Here is a 16789-nt window from a genome sequence, read left to right as displayed (position 1 = left end):
AAACCCGTATGATTTGTTATTTATTAAAGAAAAAAAGGCTCTACGCAAGCGTAAAGCCTTTCGATAATATGTTTACGACAATTTACTGTGCACTATCTGCCTTAAGTAATTCGGCTTTCTTCGCATTTTCCTTCATTTTTTTCTTAAAGAAGCCACGTAATAGAAAGTTATGTTGCAAGGCCTCCATATTTTCATCCAACTTTTCGGTACTTGAATTCAAGTTGTTAATTGCCGACTTAATCTGGTCAGCCGAAGCAGGATCATTCAATAAGACACCTACGGCATTATCCTTATCGTTCAATCTGCTTGAGGCGTTATTCAAATTATTGATCAATGCATTTGCGGTCTGCGAAACGCCCTGCAATTGAGCAGCAGATTGACGTAAATTGGAGAATATCGCGGTATCTGTGGTCAGATCATGGATCAAACCTCTGTTGCTGTTCAACGAATTTGTCAACGTCACCAAGTTAGCCGATGCCTTGTTTGCATTGTTCATTGCCGCACTGATGGACAATAAACTCGCACGTAAGGTATTCACCATAGCCGTATCGGTCAACATCGCACCGACCATCCCCTTGCCATCTGCCAATCCACGTGATATCTCGACAAAGTCCGTGGTAATCTTAGCTAAGTTTTCGTTATTCACCTGCAATGTCTCCATCATCGCTTCCATATCCGCAGTTTTGGCCGACCGCAGGAAGTCACCTGTTTCTACGGTAGGTGCGTTTTGAGATCCCCCTGAAATAACAACAATCTTATTACCGATCAGTCCATCGGAACCCAATTTTGTGACTGCATCCTTACGGATATATTCTGCAGATTTCTCTTCAATAGTCAAAACAACTTCGACATCCTGTACACTTTTAAAATGAATATTTTTAATAATGCCCACCTTAACTCCAGAAAACCAGACATTACTTCCTACTTTCAATCCTGCAACATCAGGAAATGAAGTGGTGATCTCGATGTTTCTTGTAAATTTCTTCTGTTGACTGCCTAAAATAAAAATCCCGGCCAAAAGAATCAATACGCCTAAAAAAACAAAAATACCAACAATGATTGCTCTTTTATTTTCTGCCTTACTCATGTATATTATAGAATAAAATTATAATTATAAAACGCCCTTACCCGTGCGTCATCTGTATCAAAAATTTCCTCAAAAGACCCCTGTCTTTCAAATTTACCGTCCAGTAACATCACAATACGATCACCGACTTCTTTTGCACAGGCCAAATCGTGTGTAATAATAATTGACGAAGTCTTATACCGCTCCTGAACCTCATTAATCAACCCATTAATATCCAAACAGGTAATCGGATCCAAACCCGCCGTGGGCTCATCGTACATCATAATCTCCGGCCTAAGGATTAACGTACGCGCTATACCAATCCGCTTACGCTGGCCTCCCGACAGTTCAGATGGCATCTGGTTGATTGCCTGGGATAAGCCTACCCCATCCAACACTTCTTCCACCGCATAATTAATCTCAGATCGTGTCAGCTTCCGTTTGTTTCTCACCAAAGGAAACTCCAAATTCTCACGAACCGTCATACTGTCATAAAGCGCGCTATTCTGGAAAGAAAAACCTATTTTTAACCTTAATTCACGCAGTTGACGATCGTTTAATTCAGTAACAGATTCACCCAATACATCAATTGCCCCCTCATCCGGTTTTAATAAGCCAGAAATCAACTTAATCAGAACCGACTTACCCGTACCTGAACGGCCTAAAACGACAAGGTTTTCTTCTTTATATAAATCCAGATTAACATTCTTCAGTACATGGTTATCTCCAAAAGATTTACTCACATTTCTGATTTCAATAACAGATTGAGAATGATCTATATTTAATTTCGCTTTTTCCATATACCACTATCCAAAGAACGACAAAACCTGAACAATAATTATTTCCTCAATAAATACAAGGAACATTGAAGCGACTACAGCAGCGTTGGCAGCTTTACCTACCCCCTCGGTACCTTTCGAAGAAAAATAGCCGCAATAACAACTAACAGCTCCAATGGTAAAACCAAATATCACCGCACGCAATACCATAGCCCCCAAATCTTTGAAAGCAATGGTTTCAAAAACCTGTGTAAAAAAACTCAAAAAACTCAGGTCATCTTTACTCATCATACTCAGGTAACCGCCCAAGAGACCAATACCGGCCACATAAAAACAGAGGACAGGAATACCGATGGTTGTAGCTAAAATTCTACTTACAATCAAATACTTATAAGGATTCGTACCCGACACCTCCATCGCATCGATCTGCTCGGTCACATTCATCGAACTTAATTCAGCACCGATCTGTGACCCCACTTTACCGGAGGCAATCAAAGCCGTTACCAAAGGGGCCAAAGCCCGAACAATTGCAATGGAGATCAAGGATGGTAACATCGAAGTTGCACCAAATTCTTCCAACGAAGGACGGGACTGTTTTGTAAAAACAAAGCCAACGATAAATCCGGTTAAACTGATCAAAGGCAACGACTTATAGCCTATCTCATAGCATTGGCGTATAATTTCCTTGAATTCGTATGGTGGTGTTACTAATTCGCGCCAAAACCGCAATAAGAAACGGTGAATGTTCGCGAATTCTAGAAAAAAAGTCTGAAGTTTTTTAGCCATTTAAAAATATGTCTATGTCAAATCAATGTGTCATAAAACACCTTATATGCTCAACAAACACGTAACAATTCGAGCGGTAAAGGTAAATAAAAAATATGTATCTAAAATTGTCGTTTATGTAAAAAGATCATCAATTTGACTTTTATATAAAAAAAATCAGATTTATAGTGTACTGATTAAACCATTTAATACGTTATGCTGTCATAATAACAACGACAAGCGCATAGAGTTTTGTCATACTTTAAAATATTACGAAGATGAAAAATTTAAGGAATATAAAATATTGGGCATTGGGTTTGATCGGTGTTGCTTCTTTCACAAGTTGTACAACTTCCATGGCCCAAAGAGGGGGATACAACACAGGGTATAACAATTATAACAATTCCGGTGTTTCATTTCAAACGTTCTATGATGAGCTTTCACCATACGGACAATGGGTCAATGATCCGAACTATGGATATGTGTGGATTCCGGATGCTGGCCCTGATTTCCAACCTTATGCAACCAATGGGTATTGGTCGATGACGGATTATGGTAATACATGGGTCTCCAACTACGATTGGGGCTGGGCTCCTTTCCACTATGGTCGTTGGAATTACAATGACCGCTATGGCTGGGGTTGGGTTCCTGACTATGAATGGGGACCAGCATGGGTAAACTGGCGTCAAAGCAATGATTATTATGGCTGGGCTCCATTAGGTCCCGGCATGAATATCAATGTTTCTGTCAATATCCCCATGAACTTCTGGACCTTTGTTTCAGTCAATCATTTTATGAACCGAAACATGGATAGATATTATGTGAATCGTCGAAATTATAACAGCATCTATAATAGAACTACTGTTATCAACAATACGACTATCATCAACAATAATTACTATGTCGGTGGACCGCGTCGATCTGATATCGAACGTTATACAGGCAGAAGTGTTACGGTCAATCGGATTGCCAATGCGGACAGACCCGGATCTGCGCGCAGCAGCAACAGCCGTACGAGGACAAACGAAATCAGTATGTACCGTCCGACTGTAGACCGCAACACACGGTCATCTGCACGCCCGACCAATGTCGTCGATGCATCGACCCGCACACGTAATAATAATAGTGCGATATCGGACCGCAACAACCGTGTCATTTCCAATCGGGATAACATCAATTCCAGATCTGGAAACCGGGAGTTATATATAGACAATAGTGGTAATGCCTCGGTCAGATCACGTAATGATGCAAACAGCAACGGGTCTACACGTAGCTCTACTGACAATAACAGTAGAACAAGAGACAATGGAGCAACCAACAGAAATAATGTTGGAACAACGCCCAATTCAAATAATTACGATTTCAGAACACGATCCGACAGGCAGTCGAATCCAGCAAATAATAACAACCCTACTTCTACCGGTAGAACCAGACAAGGAAACACTGTTGACGCCATTTCTTCACGCGGTTCGCAGCCAACAACGACACCGCAAAGAAATGGAAACTATGAATCGGGTAACAGCAGAACCCGTTCTAGCCAGCCCGTATACCAACCTGCTCAACCGGCGCAAAATAGGAGTTATGAAACAAGCAACAGTAGAACGCGTTCTAGTCAGCCTGTAAATCAAGCTACCCAGCCAGTACAAAATAGAAGCTATGAGAACACCCGTACAAGGTCCTCGGCTCCTGCGGTGGATAGATCAGGTTCGGCACATGGCGGTAGCTCTTCAGCGCCAAGATCAAGATCATCTGAAGGAGCTAGCCGTTCAAGCGGCGGTTCTGAAAGAACACGTACACGATAATAATAGATTAAATTTAGGATAAAAAGCGGGTCAGTGAATCACTGACCCGCTTTTTTGTCATCCGGCCGCTTGTTGATTCTTCTTTATTCTCTTTAGACTTCGAGAAATTTCCTTTACTCCCCTATTCATTCCATTAAAATTTCCGGCGCTATTCGCGCAGCCATTGAACCGCGAAAGTTTTATTTATGATGAACAATCCGCACAATTTCATGTTAATTAGTAAATTTACAAACTCAAACAAAAATCAGATTAATAAAGATGGCTTCATTCACCTCTATATTAGATAACGACTTTTATAAATTCACGATGCAGAATGCGGTAGTTAAGCTCTTTCCAAAGGCAAAAGCGCGCTACCACTTTATCAATCGGGGCCATCACAAGTTTCCGGAAGGGTTCGATGTCCTTTTGAAGGAGGCTGTAAACGAAATGGCAGACTTACGGCTTACCAAAGCTGAAAAAGCCTTTTTCGCGAGAAACTGCCCCTACATTGATCCAACCTATTTTGATTTTCTGCAAGGTTATCGTTATGATCCCGATGAAGTTAAGATCACACAGGATGGACCTGATCTAGAGGTTATCATCGAAGGGTACTGGTATCGCACTATTCTTTGGGAGGTACCGTTAATGTCACTTATCTGTGAGCTTTTCTATGAATCACAAGGCTTAATCCGTGCATCAGATGAAGGAGTCATCGCCACAGCTAAAGACAAAATTGAAAAATACAAAAAACTCCATATCACCATCGCTGATTTTGGCACCCGCAGAAGGCATTCTTATGAAGTTCACGATTTGGTTGTCCGTACATTAAAGCAATACGGAGAAAGAACCTTTATCGGAACCAGCAACGTTCATCTGGCCATGAAATATGAGACCAAACCCATCGGCACGCATGCACACGAATGGTTTATGTTTCACGCCGCCAAATATGGTTATAAGATGGCTAACCTGCTGGGGCTGGAACACTGGTCTGATGTATATCGAGGCGACCTTGGAATTGCGTTATCCGATACCTATACCACGGAAGTTTTCTTTCAGCAATTCGACAAAAAGCTCACCAAATTATTTGACGGTGTACGACACGACAGCGGCGACCCGTTGGAATTTACGGACAAGGTTATTGCACATTACAAGAAAAATGGCATAGATCCGCTGTCAAAGACAATTATATTTTCCGATGGGCTCGATTACGATAAAGTTGAGCGGATAGCGAATTATTGCGAAGGCAAGATATTACACTCCTTTGGTGTTGGCACCAACTTTACCAATGATGTGGGACTTAAACCTATGAACATCGTCATCAAAATGACCGATGCTCTTCCAGAAGACGACCAATGGACACCTGTCATCAAACTTTCGGATGAGCCAATGAAACACACTGGTGATGAAGATTCCATTTATATCGCAAAAAAAGTATTAATGATCGATAATGACAATGTTTAGAGACGTATATGGTGAGGCATTGGACGATTACTTTGTCCACCAGGAAGAAAAATTCCCATTAATGCTTTATACAAGTTATGGGGAAGAAGAAGAAATGCCCGTAGAAGTTTTTTTTAGGGATGCAGATGATTTTCCAGAACTGGAGTTTATCGCATTATCGCTCTGTGACGGACGGGTATTGGATGTAGGAGCGGGAGTAGGCAGTCATAGCTTGTATTTACAGGATAAGGGATTTGAGGTTGATGCATTGGAAATATCACCAACTGCCTGCCATATTATGCAACAACGCGGCGTACAAAATATCATCTGTCAAAATTTTTATCAATTTAACGGACAAAAGTATGATACGCTTCTGTTTCTTATGAATGGTGTCGGTATTTCTCGTGACATTGCTGGTTTTAAACAGCTATTGCACCATAGTAAAGAACTTCTAACTGAAAAAGGGCAGCTTATTTTCGATTCTTCGGACATCACTTATCTCTACGAAGATTATAATATCAAAAAGCCGCCCTACTATTTTGGAGAGATCCAATATCAATATGAATATAAAGGACAAAGGGGGTTTCCCTTCAAATGGCTGTATTTAGATCAGGATAAACTGATCAACATATCCCATGAACTGGGCTGGGTAGTCCAGATTCTATATGAAGATGAAAATGATCAGTATTTGGTACGCATGGAACCGAAAAAATAACAGACCTATTTCAAAACTTTAGGCACAACTGAAAACACATCAAAAAAACCTTAACTACCTATCGGTAGTTAAGGTTTTTTGCATTTGTATGCTAAATGTGGTCAGCCTATTTCAACTTCATCTACTATTTTTGGGATCTAATATAGATATCACCCATAGAAGTCTTCAGGATCACATCCTGTCCGCCACCATTCATTTTTCCTTTAACAGTATTTGACATGTTGTAAGGACTACTTTTAGGTTCCTCAACAGGCTTTTCAAATTGAAATTCATCTGCCGCATAGATATTGCCCATTGAGGTCTTCATATCTACGTTGGCGCCGAATTTTGCGGGGAAGGCCACATCCACCGCACCCATTGCGGCAATGAGCGAAATAGGCCCTTTGACGGGCTGCACAAATTTGGCAACAACATCACCCTGAGCAACCTTTACATTAATCGGTCCTGTTACATTGATCACCTTGACATCGCCCATCGTGCTGGAAATCTCCACTTCAGCTTTAACATCCTTTATCTCGATACCACCGCCATTAAAAAAACCGCCGCGGCCTTTTACGCTAATAGGAAGATTAAAAGGAACACGCACATGTACCGAATCCTCCATTGGCATGCCGACCATGCTGATTTCGGTCACGCCAGCATTATTCTGGATATTCATCCCCATTCCCGAATTATCGGACAAACCCGAACCGTTGACTACGCGTAAACCTTTAGCACGGTCGTTTTCTTCCTGCTCCTCTACATTCGCTGTAATTAAAACTTCTTTGCCATTATAGCCTTCGATAGCCACATTATCAAATTTTAGCAATAACTTCTCTCCTAAAGCAGGTACTTTAAACTCTTTCCAAACTTTCTTTCCACTATTTTCAACAGCACTTCGAATTGCTCTTGGTGGTCTGGGAGGCTTCGGCGGTACAGCCCCCTCCACATGCTCTGATATCTGAGCCTGCAATGCATGTGCAAAAATCAGCGCCATTCCCATGATGATTATTCTTATCCTTTTCATTTCCTTAATTTTATTGTTTCTTTATCTAATTTTTTTTAATCTCCTCCTGTATTCGCTGGCCCCGCCTATCCCATTTGTTTCATAGTCCTTATCGCTTTGTTCCCTTATTGATGCAGCAGCACGGCATAGGCCTGTTCTTTCACAAACTTCAATGTAAAGGGATCTTCCACGATTGCATTCAGTTTATCCTTTGTGCTGTTTTTCATTTCCAGCTCATCTCGCTGCCCGATCATTTGCATCAGTTCGACCTGCAATGTAGGGTCATTCTGTGCGACAAAAAAATCCTGAACTTTCTGTTGTCTGGCTTCCGGTGTCATTCCTTCCAATAAGGTCTCAATGGCTGCCATACGTACATTGCTGCTTTCATCAGAAACTGCCATTTTCTCCAGCACTCGTGTTGCATCGTCATTCAGATCTCCTTGTTTTTGTAGAGCAAGTATGGCTGCGAGACGTGTACTTGCCCAAGTGGAATCCTGAAGCATTTCCATATAATCCTGTTTTTTGGCCGACCGATTCTTGTCCTGAACTATTTTTTGTCCCTTCACTTTAGCCACACGATTTATTTTTTGAACATTTGACATTGTTTGTATGGTTCGAACCGGCTCCTTCTTTTCAATTTCTACAGAAACTCCCTGCTGTGCAGGTGTCATTGTTTCCGATGCATCCTTTTGGACAGAAACTGGTCTTCTATCTGCTACTTTGGTCGCGTGATCTTCTTGCTCATTAAAAATCAGTAATGTAGCAGTACCAGCCAATAATGTCGCTGCTGCAATGCTTGCCCATCGCCATAATGGTTTAATTTTCTTTTCCTGTACCGGAGGAACTACCTGTGGTTTGATTTTATTCCATAAATCCGCAGAAGGTTCTCTATGGTCAAATGCATCCCGATTCGCATTTACAAAATCTTTCAAATTATCCCGCATAATTATACCTCTCCTTCAATTGTTCGTAAATTTTCTTTTTGGCACGATGGTATTGACTCCTTACCGCTACGGCCGTCATTCCCAAAGACTCAGCAACTTCATCATGGCTCATATCTTCAAAAAGATAAAGATTGATAATCATTTTGGGTATCCCGCTCAACTGATCAATGACCGATTCCAGGTCAGTTAATCGGCATTCCCGCCATTCCTTTTCCAATAACTCATCTTCACCCTCGTCCCGGATTTCCAGATCATCAATCGGTGTGTGATATTGCTTATTCTTCCGTAAAAGAGAGATCGCTTTATTCACCCCCATCCGCCGCAACCAAGCCTCAACATTTAGTACCGCATGCCACTTATCGGATTTTGAGAAAAACTCCACAAAAGTCTCCTGTAAAATATCCTCGCTCTCCTCCTGATTGGACAAAATCCGATAGATCGAGTTAAAAATCTTCTTCGCATAGCGATGATAAAGCTGTGCAAACCCTGATTCGTTACCGGACTGGCACATCGCTAATAAGTCTCTATCGCTAAGTTGATTCTGCACGTGTACTATTTAATACTGTTAATTTTCTATGTTTCTATTCTATAGTCGGAAAGCGTTGAAAAATGTTGCAATATAATTTTATTTTTTTTCTAAAATAAATAACAAAGCACTCGTAAACCGCAATAAACAACTTTTTTCATTGTTTTTAAGCAATAAAAAAAACACCCAAAGAATACCTTGGGTGCTTGCATTAACAAAAAATACTTTATGAAGTTTTATGAGATCTTCAATAAGCCAGTGTTATATTATTTTATTTTTAGATAGGTTTCAATAATGGTATGTTTTACACCAAGTTCAGGCAAGTTCTCCTCCCCCCTTTGAATAAGTGTATCCCCCTTAAATTCCAATTCGAAATCGAACTTATTGCTTTCCCAATCGCGCAGACTACAGTATTGTAGCCGTTCTTGGTAATTTTTACCGTCAAATGAATAAGTCCCCCCACCAGCAAGAAAATGAGGCTCTTTCCCTTTACCTTTTTCCTTGTCGTGGTTGAAAAACGAAAAATGATCTTCATTAAACATTTTAAACATTTCGGTTTTACTGGTATCCGCGAATGCAGTCACTGTATCCTTCCCTTTGATTGTCTTACTTTCCAGGAGTCTGTAAGTCCCGGTCAATGATTTGGCTTTTGCAGCCTTATTTTCCTTCTGTTGTTCACCGGCATTATTGCAGGAAAAGACTATGCATGGCATAACCGCAATTAGCAAAATTTGATTTTTTAGGTTCATAGTAATTTATAAGAGGTTTAAAGAGGCCAAACTACGAAAGTTCAGCCTCAAAAAAAACAAACCATTGTGATTATTTGTCCCACCAAACCCGGCCTGCAAGATTATCACCGCCGGGTACTGCCGCAGCTGCTGCTTTAAAGTTTTCGCCATTGATAGCCTCTTCCGTAGAAGGATATGGAAAACGACGTGGAATAGTTCCTGAAGTGGCGTTTCCAGGGTAGTTTACTGGCGTCAGTTTTGGAAACCCTGTACGTCTCCAGTTGGCCCAAGTTTCATAAAAATCCAGCATGGTAATCGTATGTGCCCAATACTGCATATTGATCTGTTCCAAGCCCTTGCTCGCATCATAAGGATTCGCAACAGCAAATGCCTCTGCTAGTGCATCCGAAACAGCTAGTTCTGGATCATATTGATTCAAATAAGTAATAGAGGCCTTCAGTCCATTTTTGTAATGTTCAGCAGCCGAACCTCCAACCCCCCAACGCTCTGCGGCTTCAGCCTTCAACAACTCTGTCTCGGCATATGTCAGTATAAATGTCACACCATTTCTCTTGATCATCTTCGGATTCGGCGATGAATAATCAGGGAATGTGGTAAAACTTGGATCACTGCTAATTTTATACTTAGGATCAGAACTCAAATCCTTTCCATTAGGCATTCCTTTTTGAACCGCGGGATTACTTACATAATCCGGATTCTGTGCCTTAACATCGTCTTTTAAATATAATTTAGTCACAGCCACTAAACCTAAACGAGGATCATTATTTTTCTTTAGAAAATCAATAAATGTATTTGACCACTTCACATAATAGCATTCTTGTCCTCCATCCCCTAATAGTACCTGTGAATTTCTATTCTGTGTTACACGCGAACCACTTTCATCGTGTGAGATGTAAGCGTTTTCAGTATTATTAGTCAATGTATTTGCTACAGCTTTGGTCGCATATTGTTTTGCTTTGGTCTCATCTACTTTCACTAGGCGCATTGCCAGGCGCAGCAAAAAAGAATTTCCAAAACGTTTCCATTTATCAATATTCCCTTTGTAAATAACATCTCCAAAAACATTGTCCCCATCTGTCTTCAATGCTGCTACAGCTTCATCAACTTCCTTTAGCAAATCATTGTAGATATCCTGTTGTTTATCAAACTTGGGTTTATAAATTTTCTCATAGTACCCAACACCAGCTTCCGAATATGGTACATCGCCATAAAGGTCAGTTAGTCTTGCAAAAATAACAGCGCGCCAAATTCTTGCTATTTGATATAAATTATTTAATTCGGGTTTACCTTTTGTATTCATCACCACATCCTGAATATTCCGCACCTGCTCGATATACGCTCCTACAGTTCCATTTCCCCAATAAGCTGCTGTGTAACCTTCATTTAGCAAATATTTATCGCCTGCCCAATAGCTAATTACTGTAGATAACCCCTGCATCATAGTGGCTGAATAAATCAAATTTCCACGCCAGGTATCATAGGCGAAGTCAAAACTGCCTGTATAGAATAATTGGGATGAAGATAAAGTATAATTAGGATCCCATTTTTCCTTATCATAAGCTATGGGGTCTGTATTTATTTTTTCAAAATCCTTGGTACAGCTACCTGTCAAACAAATAAGACCAACAGCTAACGTAGATATAATTGGTTTAATCATTGCTTTCATTTCAATTTAGATTTAAAATTTAACACTTAGGTTTGCTCCAAATGTGCGTATGGCTGGCACACCTCCCAATTCAAGACCGGGGAATGTTGCATTGTAACTTGATTCTGGATCAATATTATCGGTTTTACGCATCAATGTAAAGAGATTCCGTCCTACAACACTTACATTTAAGGATTTTATTTTATTATTAAACATTGCTGTTGGGAAGGTATAACCGATGATTAGTTGTCTAAATTTTATAAAGTCGGCACTGTTGACAAAGTTTTTCGAAACGTTGTTCGCCGTATTTTCATAATATTTCGCCGCTGCCCTTCCTATCTCTTCGCGTCTTTCCACCGTATTTTGATGTAGTCCCCAGATATATCCATAATAATCGGTTGCTGAGAATAATTTTCCTCCCCATTTACCATCAATAAGGAAAGACAGATTGAAATTTTTATAATTAAATTCGTTGTTCCAACCCGCAAACCATTTATTCATTGCTGATCCATAGGATCTAAGTTCTCCGCGTGCCGGCGACCCGTCTTCCAGTGTTACTATCTTACCTTCACTATCGTATTTATTATCGTAGGCCATCACCTGAAATGCAGACATACCCACTTTGTTCATAATAAATCCAACGTTAGAACGTGAAGTTGCCACGAGTAGGTCTTTTAAGCCATCTGCCAACGATATAATTTTGTTGTCATTGTAAGAACCATTTATCGAAGACACCCATTTGAAACTCTCCGATTTCACGACGGTCGCTGAAATCAGTGCCTCAAAACCCTTGTTTTGCATTTCCCCAGAATTCAATACAGCCGCAACATATCCTGTTGCGGGGGTTGTTGTATTAGATATAATTTCATCTTTTGATTTCTTATTATACCAAGTCAAATCCACATTTAAGCGATCATTCAACAAACGAAGTTCAGCACCTACTTCCAATTCACTCGCAATAGAGGCTTTTAGGGAAGTATTCGGAATCCCTCTGTTGCTAATTGATCCCAAGGGAGCTCCATTTAAATTCTCGCCTCTAAAATTATAAGTTAACATTGTCTGATAGGGATCAGTGGCCTGTCCCACCTGAGCGAAACCCGCTCTCAATTTACCGTAAGACAACCAAGATGGTTTAAAATACTCCGAAAATATGAATGAACCTGAAACTGAAGGATAAACCGAATTCAATTTATTATCGTAACCCGGTGTTGCCAAGGTGGAATACCAATCCGAGCGCAAGCTACCTGTCAGATAAAACACATCTTTATAGGCAAACTCCGCTGTACCATATGCAGACTGAGTTTCCGACTCGCTTTCCAGGTAATTAACAGATTTATTTTTGGCATTTAATATATTATAAACGAACGGGATAATAAAATCGGTTCCTGAGTTCGTTAACTGCGACATTTTTGTATTGCGATAGCTGGCACCGATATTCGGTGTTACTGTATAATCACCAAAACTAAAAGCTTTGCCCACTAAGATATCCGCATTTATATCGGCAAATTTTGTTTGTTGTTCATTTATTTTTCCATACTCATAATAGGCTGTTCCGGTAGGCAAAACATTTCTGTAGTGATCATTATAAGCATCACGACCAGCACGTCCTTGAATAAATAGTCCATTTTCAAGCGTATATTTCGCCGTCAAAGAAGCAATTGAACGATCTCTTTTTGTGTTATTCTGAAACTCGTAAGCCGCAAACCAAGGATTGGTTGCATAGGTATTACCTGTTGTAAACGGAAGTTCAAACCCGTTTTCTTTCTTCCAAGGTTTTAAATCGTTCACATTGATGCTTGTTGGCAAAAACATTGCGTTAAAATTGGCATTACCTGACATGTCGGACACCATGGGTCTGTTTTTCACTTGCTCCAAGATCATATTGTAACGCGCATCAATGGTCAACCTTTTCAATGGTTCAAACAAACCGACTAGATTAAATGATTGTCGATCCAATCCCGAATTAGGAACAACAGATTTATTTTTTACATCCGTACCAGAGAAACGGATTGAACCACCTTCGAATGTTTTATTTAATGCCAAGGTATTTGTCCATGTAGAACCTGTACGATAAAAACGTCCCAGATTACCTGATTGATAGGAATAAGGTCGCGATACACCGTCAAACTGGGGCACTGGACTGCCGTCCAATTTCGCTCCCCAACTAGAGCCCCCAACTTGTGCTGCGGCCTTACCATCGGCAGGTTTTTCACCGTTTGCCCCCTGACCATATACCGTTTGCCAGTTCGTTTGATCGATAATTTTCTCAGCGACATAATTGCTGTTAAAATCTATTGAATTTCCTTTTCCGGATTTGGTCGTAATCAAAATAACACCTGCTTTAGCCCGTGAACCATATAATGCTGAAGCCGCAGCGCCTTTTAATACCGAAATACTTTCGATATCGTCAGGATTGATATTACTGATTGCGTCTCCCAGATCCGGTGCGTTGTCCCATTGGCTACCCGAGTTTCCTCTGGAATTAGCATTTCCAACACCAACAGGCTTGCTTTCCATTGGAATACCATTGATCACGTATAAAGGTTGATTAGACTGTGAGATACTGGAAACCCCGCGTATTGTTACATTCGATGCAGCGCCTGCCCCACCTGAAGTTGAGCTAATATCCAGACCAGCAACTTTTCCGACAAGTGAATTCATCACATTATTTTCACGCGCTGTGGTTAGCGATTCCCCAGCAACCTGTGTAACGGAGTATCCTAGTGAACGTTTTTCCTTTTTCATCCCCAAGGCAGTCACCACCACCTCATTTAACATCCGATTGTCTTCGATTAAGATGATTTTCATATCACCGTCCTTTGTCACGGCCACCTCTTGCGATGCATAGCCCGCAAAAGAAACAATCAACGTATTACCTGTAGTCGCTTCGATGGAAAATCGCCCATTGATATCGGTCGCCCGTCCGACAGCAGTTCCTTTAACACGAACACTGGCTCCTGCCAATGGATTCCCTTTGTCGTCTGTTACTAAACCCGAAACGGAAACCTGTTGCTGCTGACTCACCACAACAAGGCCTTCTTTTGATACCGAATATACCAGTCCACTTTTATTGAAAAGCTTCGCCAGAACGTCCAATACTTTCGTATTATTGACATTGACGGATACTTCTTTATTTAAATTTTCGTTGGTCGAATTATAAACAAAGTAATAATCACTTTGCTCTTCGATCAGCTTAAGTACCTTGCTCAGTTTTGTCTTTTGGACATCCAAGGAAACTTTTTGTTGGGAAAATACAGATGCTGAGACATTGATTACAGCACACGTAGTCATAATTAAGGCTAGTTTCATCCGGATAATGAATCTAAAATGCACAATATATCCATTGCGCATTTGCAATAAGCAATTTTTAATCATATTTTAGTGTTGGTTAAAATTAATATTAAGCAGCACGCCCCAATGTTGCTGCTTTTGGTTAATCATTTTTTCAATGAAGGATGGTGTTGGTCCACCATCCTTTTTATTTTTCTGAGATAGTTATTTTTTTCCCATATATTTCAAATTTAAAAGGTTCGACTTTTTGTAAAGCACTCAGTACCTGAGTAATGTTTTCTTTGCTAAAGGTTGCCGTGAAGCGATATTGCTTTAACTGGTCACTTTGAAGCTGAATATCCACGTCATACCAACGCTCCAGCGTGCGCCGTAAAGTTTCGAAATCTTGGTCCACAATTTCTAATCTATTTTCCTTCCAGGCGATATCAGGTATTTCGGTGGCATCTGACTCCACTACGGGGATATTTTCGATGGCAATTTCCTTAATGGGCAATTTACTTAGGGTTGGTTTATTTCCCTGAGATGAATTAACTAAAAGCGCAGCCTGATTTTTGAATATTGTAATTTTTTGATTTGGCTTAATGACAACGGAATTCTCGCGCTGCCCTTTGCTTTTCATCTCAATAGATCCTTCTACCAATACGGCTTCGGCTGTTGGCTCTTCGGGATAACTTTTCACATTGAAGGTTGTTCCCAAAACTTTGATATCAAAATCAGAAGCCTGCACCATAAATGGTTTTTCTTTATTCTTCGCGACCTGAAAATAGCCTTCACCAACTAATTTCACGAGGCGCAATTCATGGTTAAAATCCGAAGACACCTCCAATTTACTCGCAGAGTTTAAAGTGACAGTACTACCGTCAATTAACTCAAAAGTCTTTTTCTCACCCTTCTTTGTCTGGTAAACCTGACCAATATCGGTAAGCTCCTGGGGGACAATATGTTGTGTCAGAACTGTATAATACCATATTCCGCCCGCCATTAAAGCGACGAATACCGCAGCAATAGCAGCCCATCTTTGCCATGCTATTCGACGGATAGGTGAAGATTCAACCGGAGCATTTTGAAGATCAGTTTTCAATCTTTCCAACTGCTCATGGACGGATTTTCGGTTTCCGACCAATATTTGGTAAAGACGTTTTGCTTTTAAGATCATTTCAGCCTGCTCGGGATGATTTAAGCTGTATTGTTGCCAGTAAAGGATACAGTTTTTATCCTCTCCGGAGCAATACTTCTGAAAAGTATCGTCAATCAAAAAATCCTCTAACTGTTTATAATCTTTTTGGCTCATTCTAATGGGTATTTAACCTATAGTGCCCTGAAAGCAGTTTTTTTCCTAAGAAAAAAATGAAATATTTTATAATAACCTCATTATAAGCATTTTATTTTTCAGAAAAACTACCCTAAAACCAGCAAAATTCAATCCGACAATCCTTTAATGCTTTACATCTGTCAACCCCCGTAGGCGATCGTATTAAATATCCTTTAGTTCCTCCCGCAAGATTTTCAATGCATCATAAAGCGTATTGTAAGCGGTTTTGACAGACATCTGCGTGATTTCTGAGATCTTCTCATAAGAATAGCCTTCAAAAAACTTCAGATTGACCAATTGTTTCTGGCGAAAAGACAGCTTCTCCAATGCTTCTTTTAAACGGATCTGAATAATCTCATTGGTTTGTACTTTGATCACAAACTCTTCGTAAGGCATCTCGATCCATTCATCCTCTGCTTTGACGTTTTGAAGTGCCGTATTAATTTTATGCTGCTTTTCGATCAGACGAAGAATACGTCTTTTTAGAAAGGTAATAAGATAGGACTGTACGTTTTCAACGCGTTCAAGCTGTGCCCTTGTTTCCCAGATCTTGACAAAAACCTGATCAGTTGCTTCACTTGCCAGGTCGCTGTCACCACAGGTGCGGATTCCAAAATTAACAAGCTCCTGATAGAGTGCCGCATACAGATCAAAAAATGCTGCCTCGTCACCCGTACGAATACGCTCCCACAACAGGCGGTACCCCATTTTATTTCTCATAACAAAGCATATAATCCGTATTAAAGCTAATATAAGTCCTTATTTCCAAAAGTATAAACTTAATCCGTAAA

General features: G+C 40.4%; 14 protein-coding genes. 3 read left to right on the top strand and 11 right to left on the bottom strand.

The features are described from left to right. Positions 1–82 precede the first annotated feature (82 nt). From DCO56_RS21010 to DCO56_RS21000, 3 genes are read right to left on the bottom strand one after another with little or no spacing between them, the layout of a single operon-like run. A complete protein-coding gene (locus DCO56_RS21010) occupies positions 83–1087 on the bottom strand; it encodes an MlaD family protein (RefSeq protein WP_108635702.1) in 1005 nt (334 codons plus the stop codon). Positions 1088–1092: 5 nt separating this feature from the next. After that, positions 1093–1866, bottom strand: coding sequence for an ABC transporter ATP-binding protein (locus DCO56_RS21005; protein WP_108635701.1), 774 nt, complete (start codon positions 1864–1866; stop codon positions 1093–1095). Positions 1867–1872: 6 nt separating this feature from the next. Then, positions 1873–2631 (bottom strand): MlaE family ABC transporter permease, encoded by a 759-nt coding sequence (locus DCO56_RS21000; protein ID WP_108635700.1) that lies wholly within the window; start codon positions 2629–2631, stop codon positions 1873–1875. A 257-nt stretch (positions 2632–2888) separates the two neighbouring features. On the opposite strand from DCO56_RS21000, the gene DCO56_RS20995 reads away from it, so the two are divergent. The 3 genes from DCO56_RS20995 to DCO56_RS20985 all read left to right on the top strand — a co-directional run bounded on the left by DCO56_RS20995 (position 2889) and on the right by DCO56_RS20985 (position 6546). Next, positions 2889–4412 (top strand): DUF6600 domain-containing protein, encoded by a 1524-nt coding sequence (locus tag DCO56_RS20995; protein WP_108635699.1) that lies wholly within the window; start codon positions 2889–2891, stop codon positions 4410–4412. Positions 4413–4670: 258 nt separating this feature from the next. Further along, positions 4671–5852 (top strand): nicotinate phosphoribosyltransferase, encoded by a 1182-nt coding sequence (gene pncB / locus DCO56_RS20990; RefSeq protein WP_108635698.1) that lies wholly within the window; start codon positions 4671–4673, stop codon positions 5850–5852. Then, positions 5845–6546, top strand: a complete 702-nt coding sequence (locus DCO56_RS20985) for a class I SAM-dependent methyltransferase (RefSeq protein WP_108635697.1) — start codon at positions 5845–5847, stop codon at positions 6544–6546. Before pncB ends, DCO56_RS20985 begins: the two co-directional genes overlap by 8 nt. A gap of 124 nt (positions 6547–6670) precedes the next feature. Here the strand turns inward: DCO56_RS20985 and DCO56_RS20980 are convergent, their stop codons facing one another. From DCO56_RS20980 to DCO56_RS20945, 8 genes are all read right to left on the bottom strand, one after another. Continuing rightward, positions 6671–7552, bottom strand: a complete 882-nt coding sequence (locus tag DCO56_RS20980) for a DUF4097 family beta strand repeat-containing protein (protein ID WP_108635696.1) — start codon at positions 7550–7552, stop codon at positions 6671–6673. Positions 7553–7656: 104 nt separating this feature from the next. Next, entirely contained in the window at positions 7657–8475 is an 819-nt protein-coding gene (locus DCO56_RS20975; protein ID WP_108635695.1) for a HEAT repeat domain-containing protein, read from the bottom strand. Next, positions 8465–9022, bottom strand: coding sequence for an RNA polymerase sigma factor (locus DCO56_RS20970; protein ID WP_146191107.1), 558 nt, complete (start codon positions 9020–9022; stop codon positions 8465–8467). Before DCO56_RS20970 ends, DCO56_RS20975 begins: the two co-directional genes overlap by 11 nt. A gap of 245 nt (positions 9023–9267) precedes the next feature. Next, complete coding sequence (locus DCO56_RS20965; protein ID WP_206531793.1) at positions 9268–9750, bottom strand: hypothetical protein; 483 nt, start codon at positions 9748–9750, stop codon at positions 9268–9270. Positions 9751–9820: 70 nt separating this feature from the next. Further along, complete coding sequence (locus DCO56_RS20960; RefSeq protein WP_108635693.1) at positions 9821–11416, bottom strand: SusD/RagB family nutrient-binding outer membrane lipoprotein; 1596 nt, start codon at positions 11414–11416, stop codon at positions 9821–9823. Between the two features lie 12 nt (positions 11417–11428). Next, positions 11429–14686, bottom strand: coding sequence for a SusC/RagA family TonB-linked outer membrane protein (locus DCO56_RS20955; RefSeq protein WP_245935887.1), 3258 nt, complete (start codon positions 14684–14686; stop codon positions 11429–11431). 187 nt (positions 14687–14873) lie between these two features. Continuing rightward, positions 14874–15977, bottom strand: coding sequence for a FecR family protein (locus DCO56_RS20950; RefSeq protein ID WP_108635692.1), 1104 nt, complete (start codon positions 15975–15977; stop codon positions 14874–14876). Positions 15978–16160: 183 nt separating this feature from the next. Continuing rightward, positions 16161–16718, bottom strand: coding sequence for an RNA polymerase sigma factor (locus DCO56_RS20945; RefSeq protein WP_104385537.1), 558 nt, complete (start codon positions 16716–16718; stop codon positions 16161–16163). Positions 16719–16789 lie beyond the last annotated feature (71 nt).

It is taken from the genome of Sphingobacterium athyrii (genome assembly GCF_003071065.1).
Taxonomy (GTDB): Bacteria; Bacteroidota; Bacteroidia; order Sphingobacteriales; family Sphingobacteriaceae; genus Sphingobacterium; species Sphingobacterium athyrii.
The sequence above is the reverse complement of the archived record's forward strand: the minus strand, read 5'-3'. Positions and strand labels throughout refer to the sequence as shown.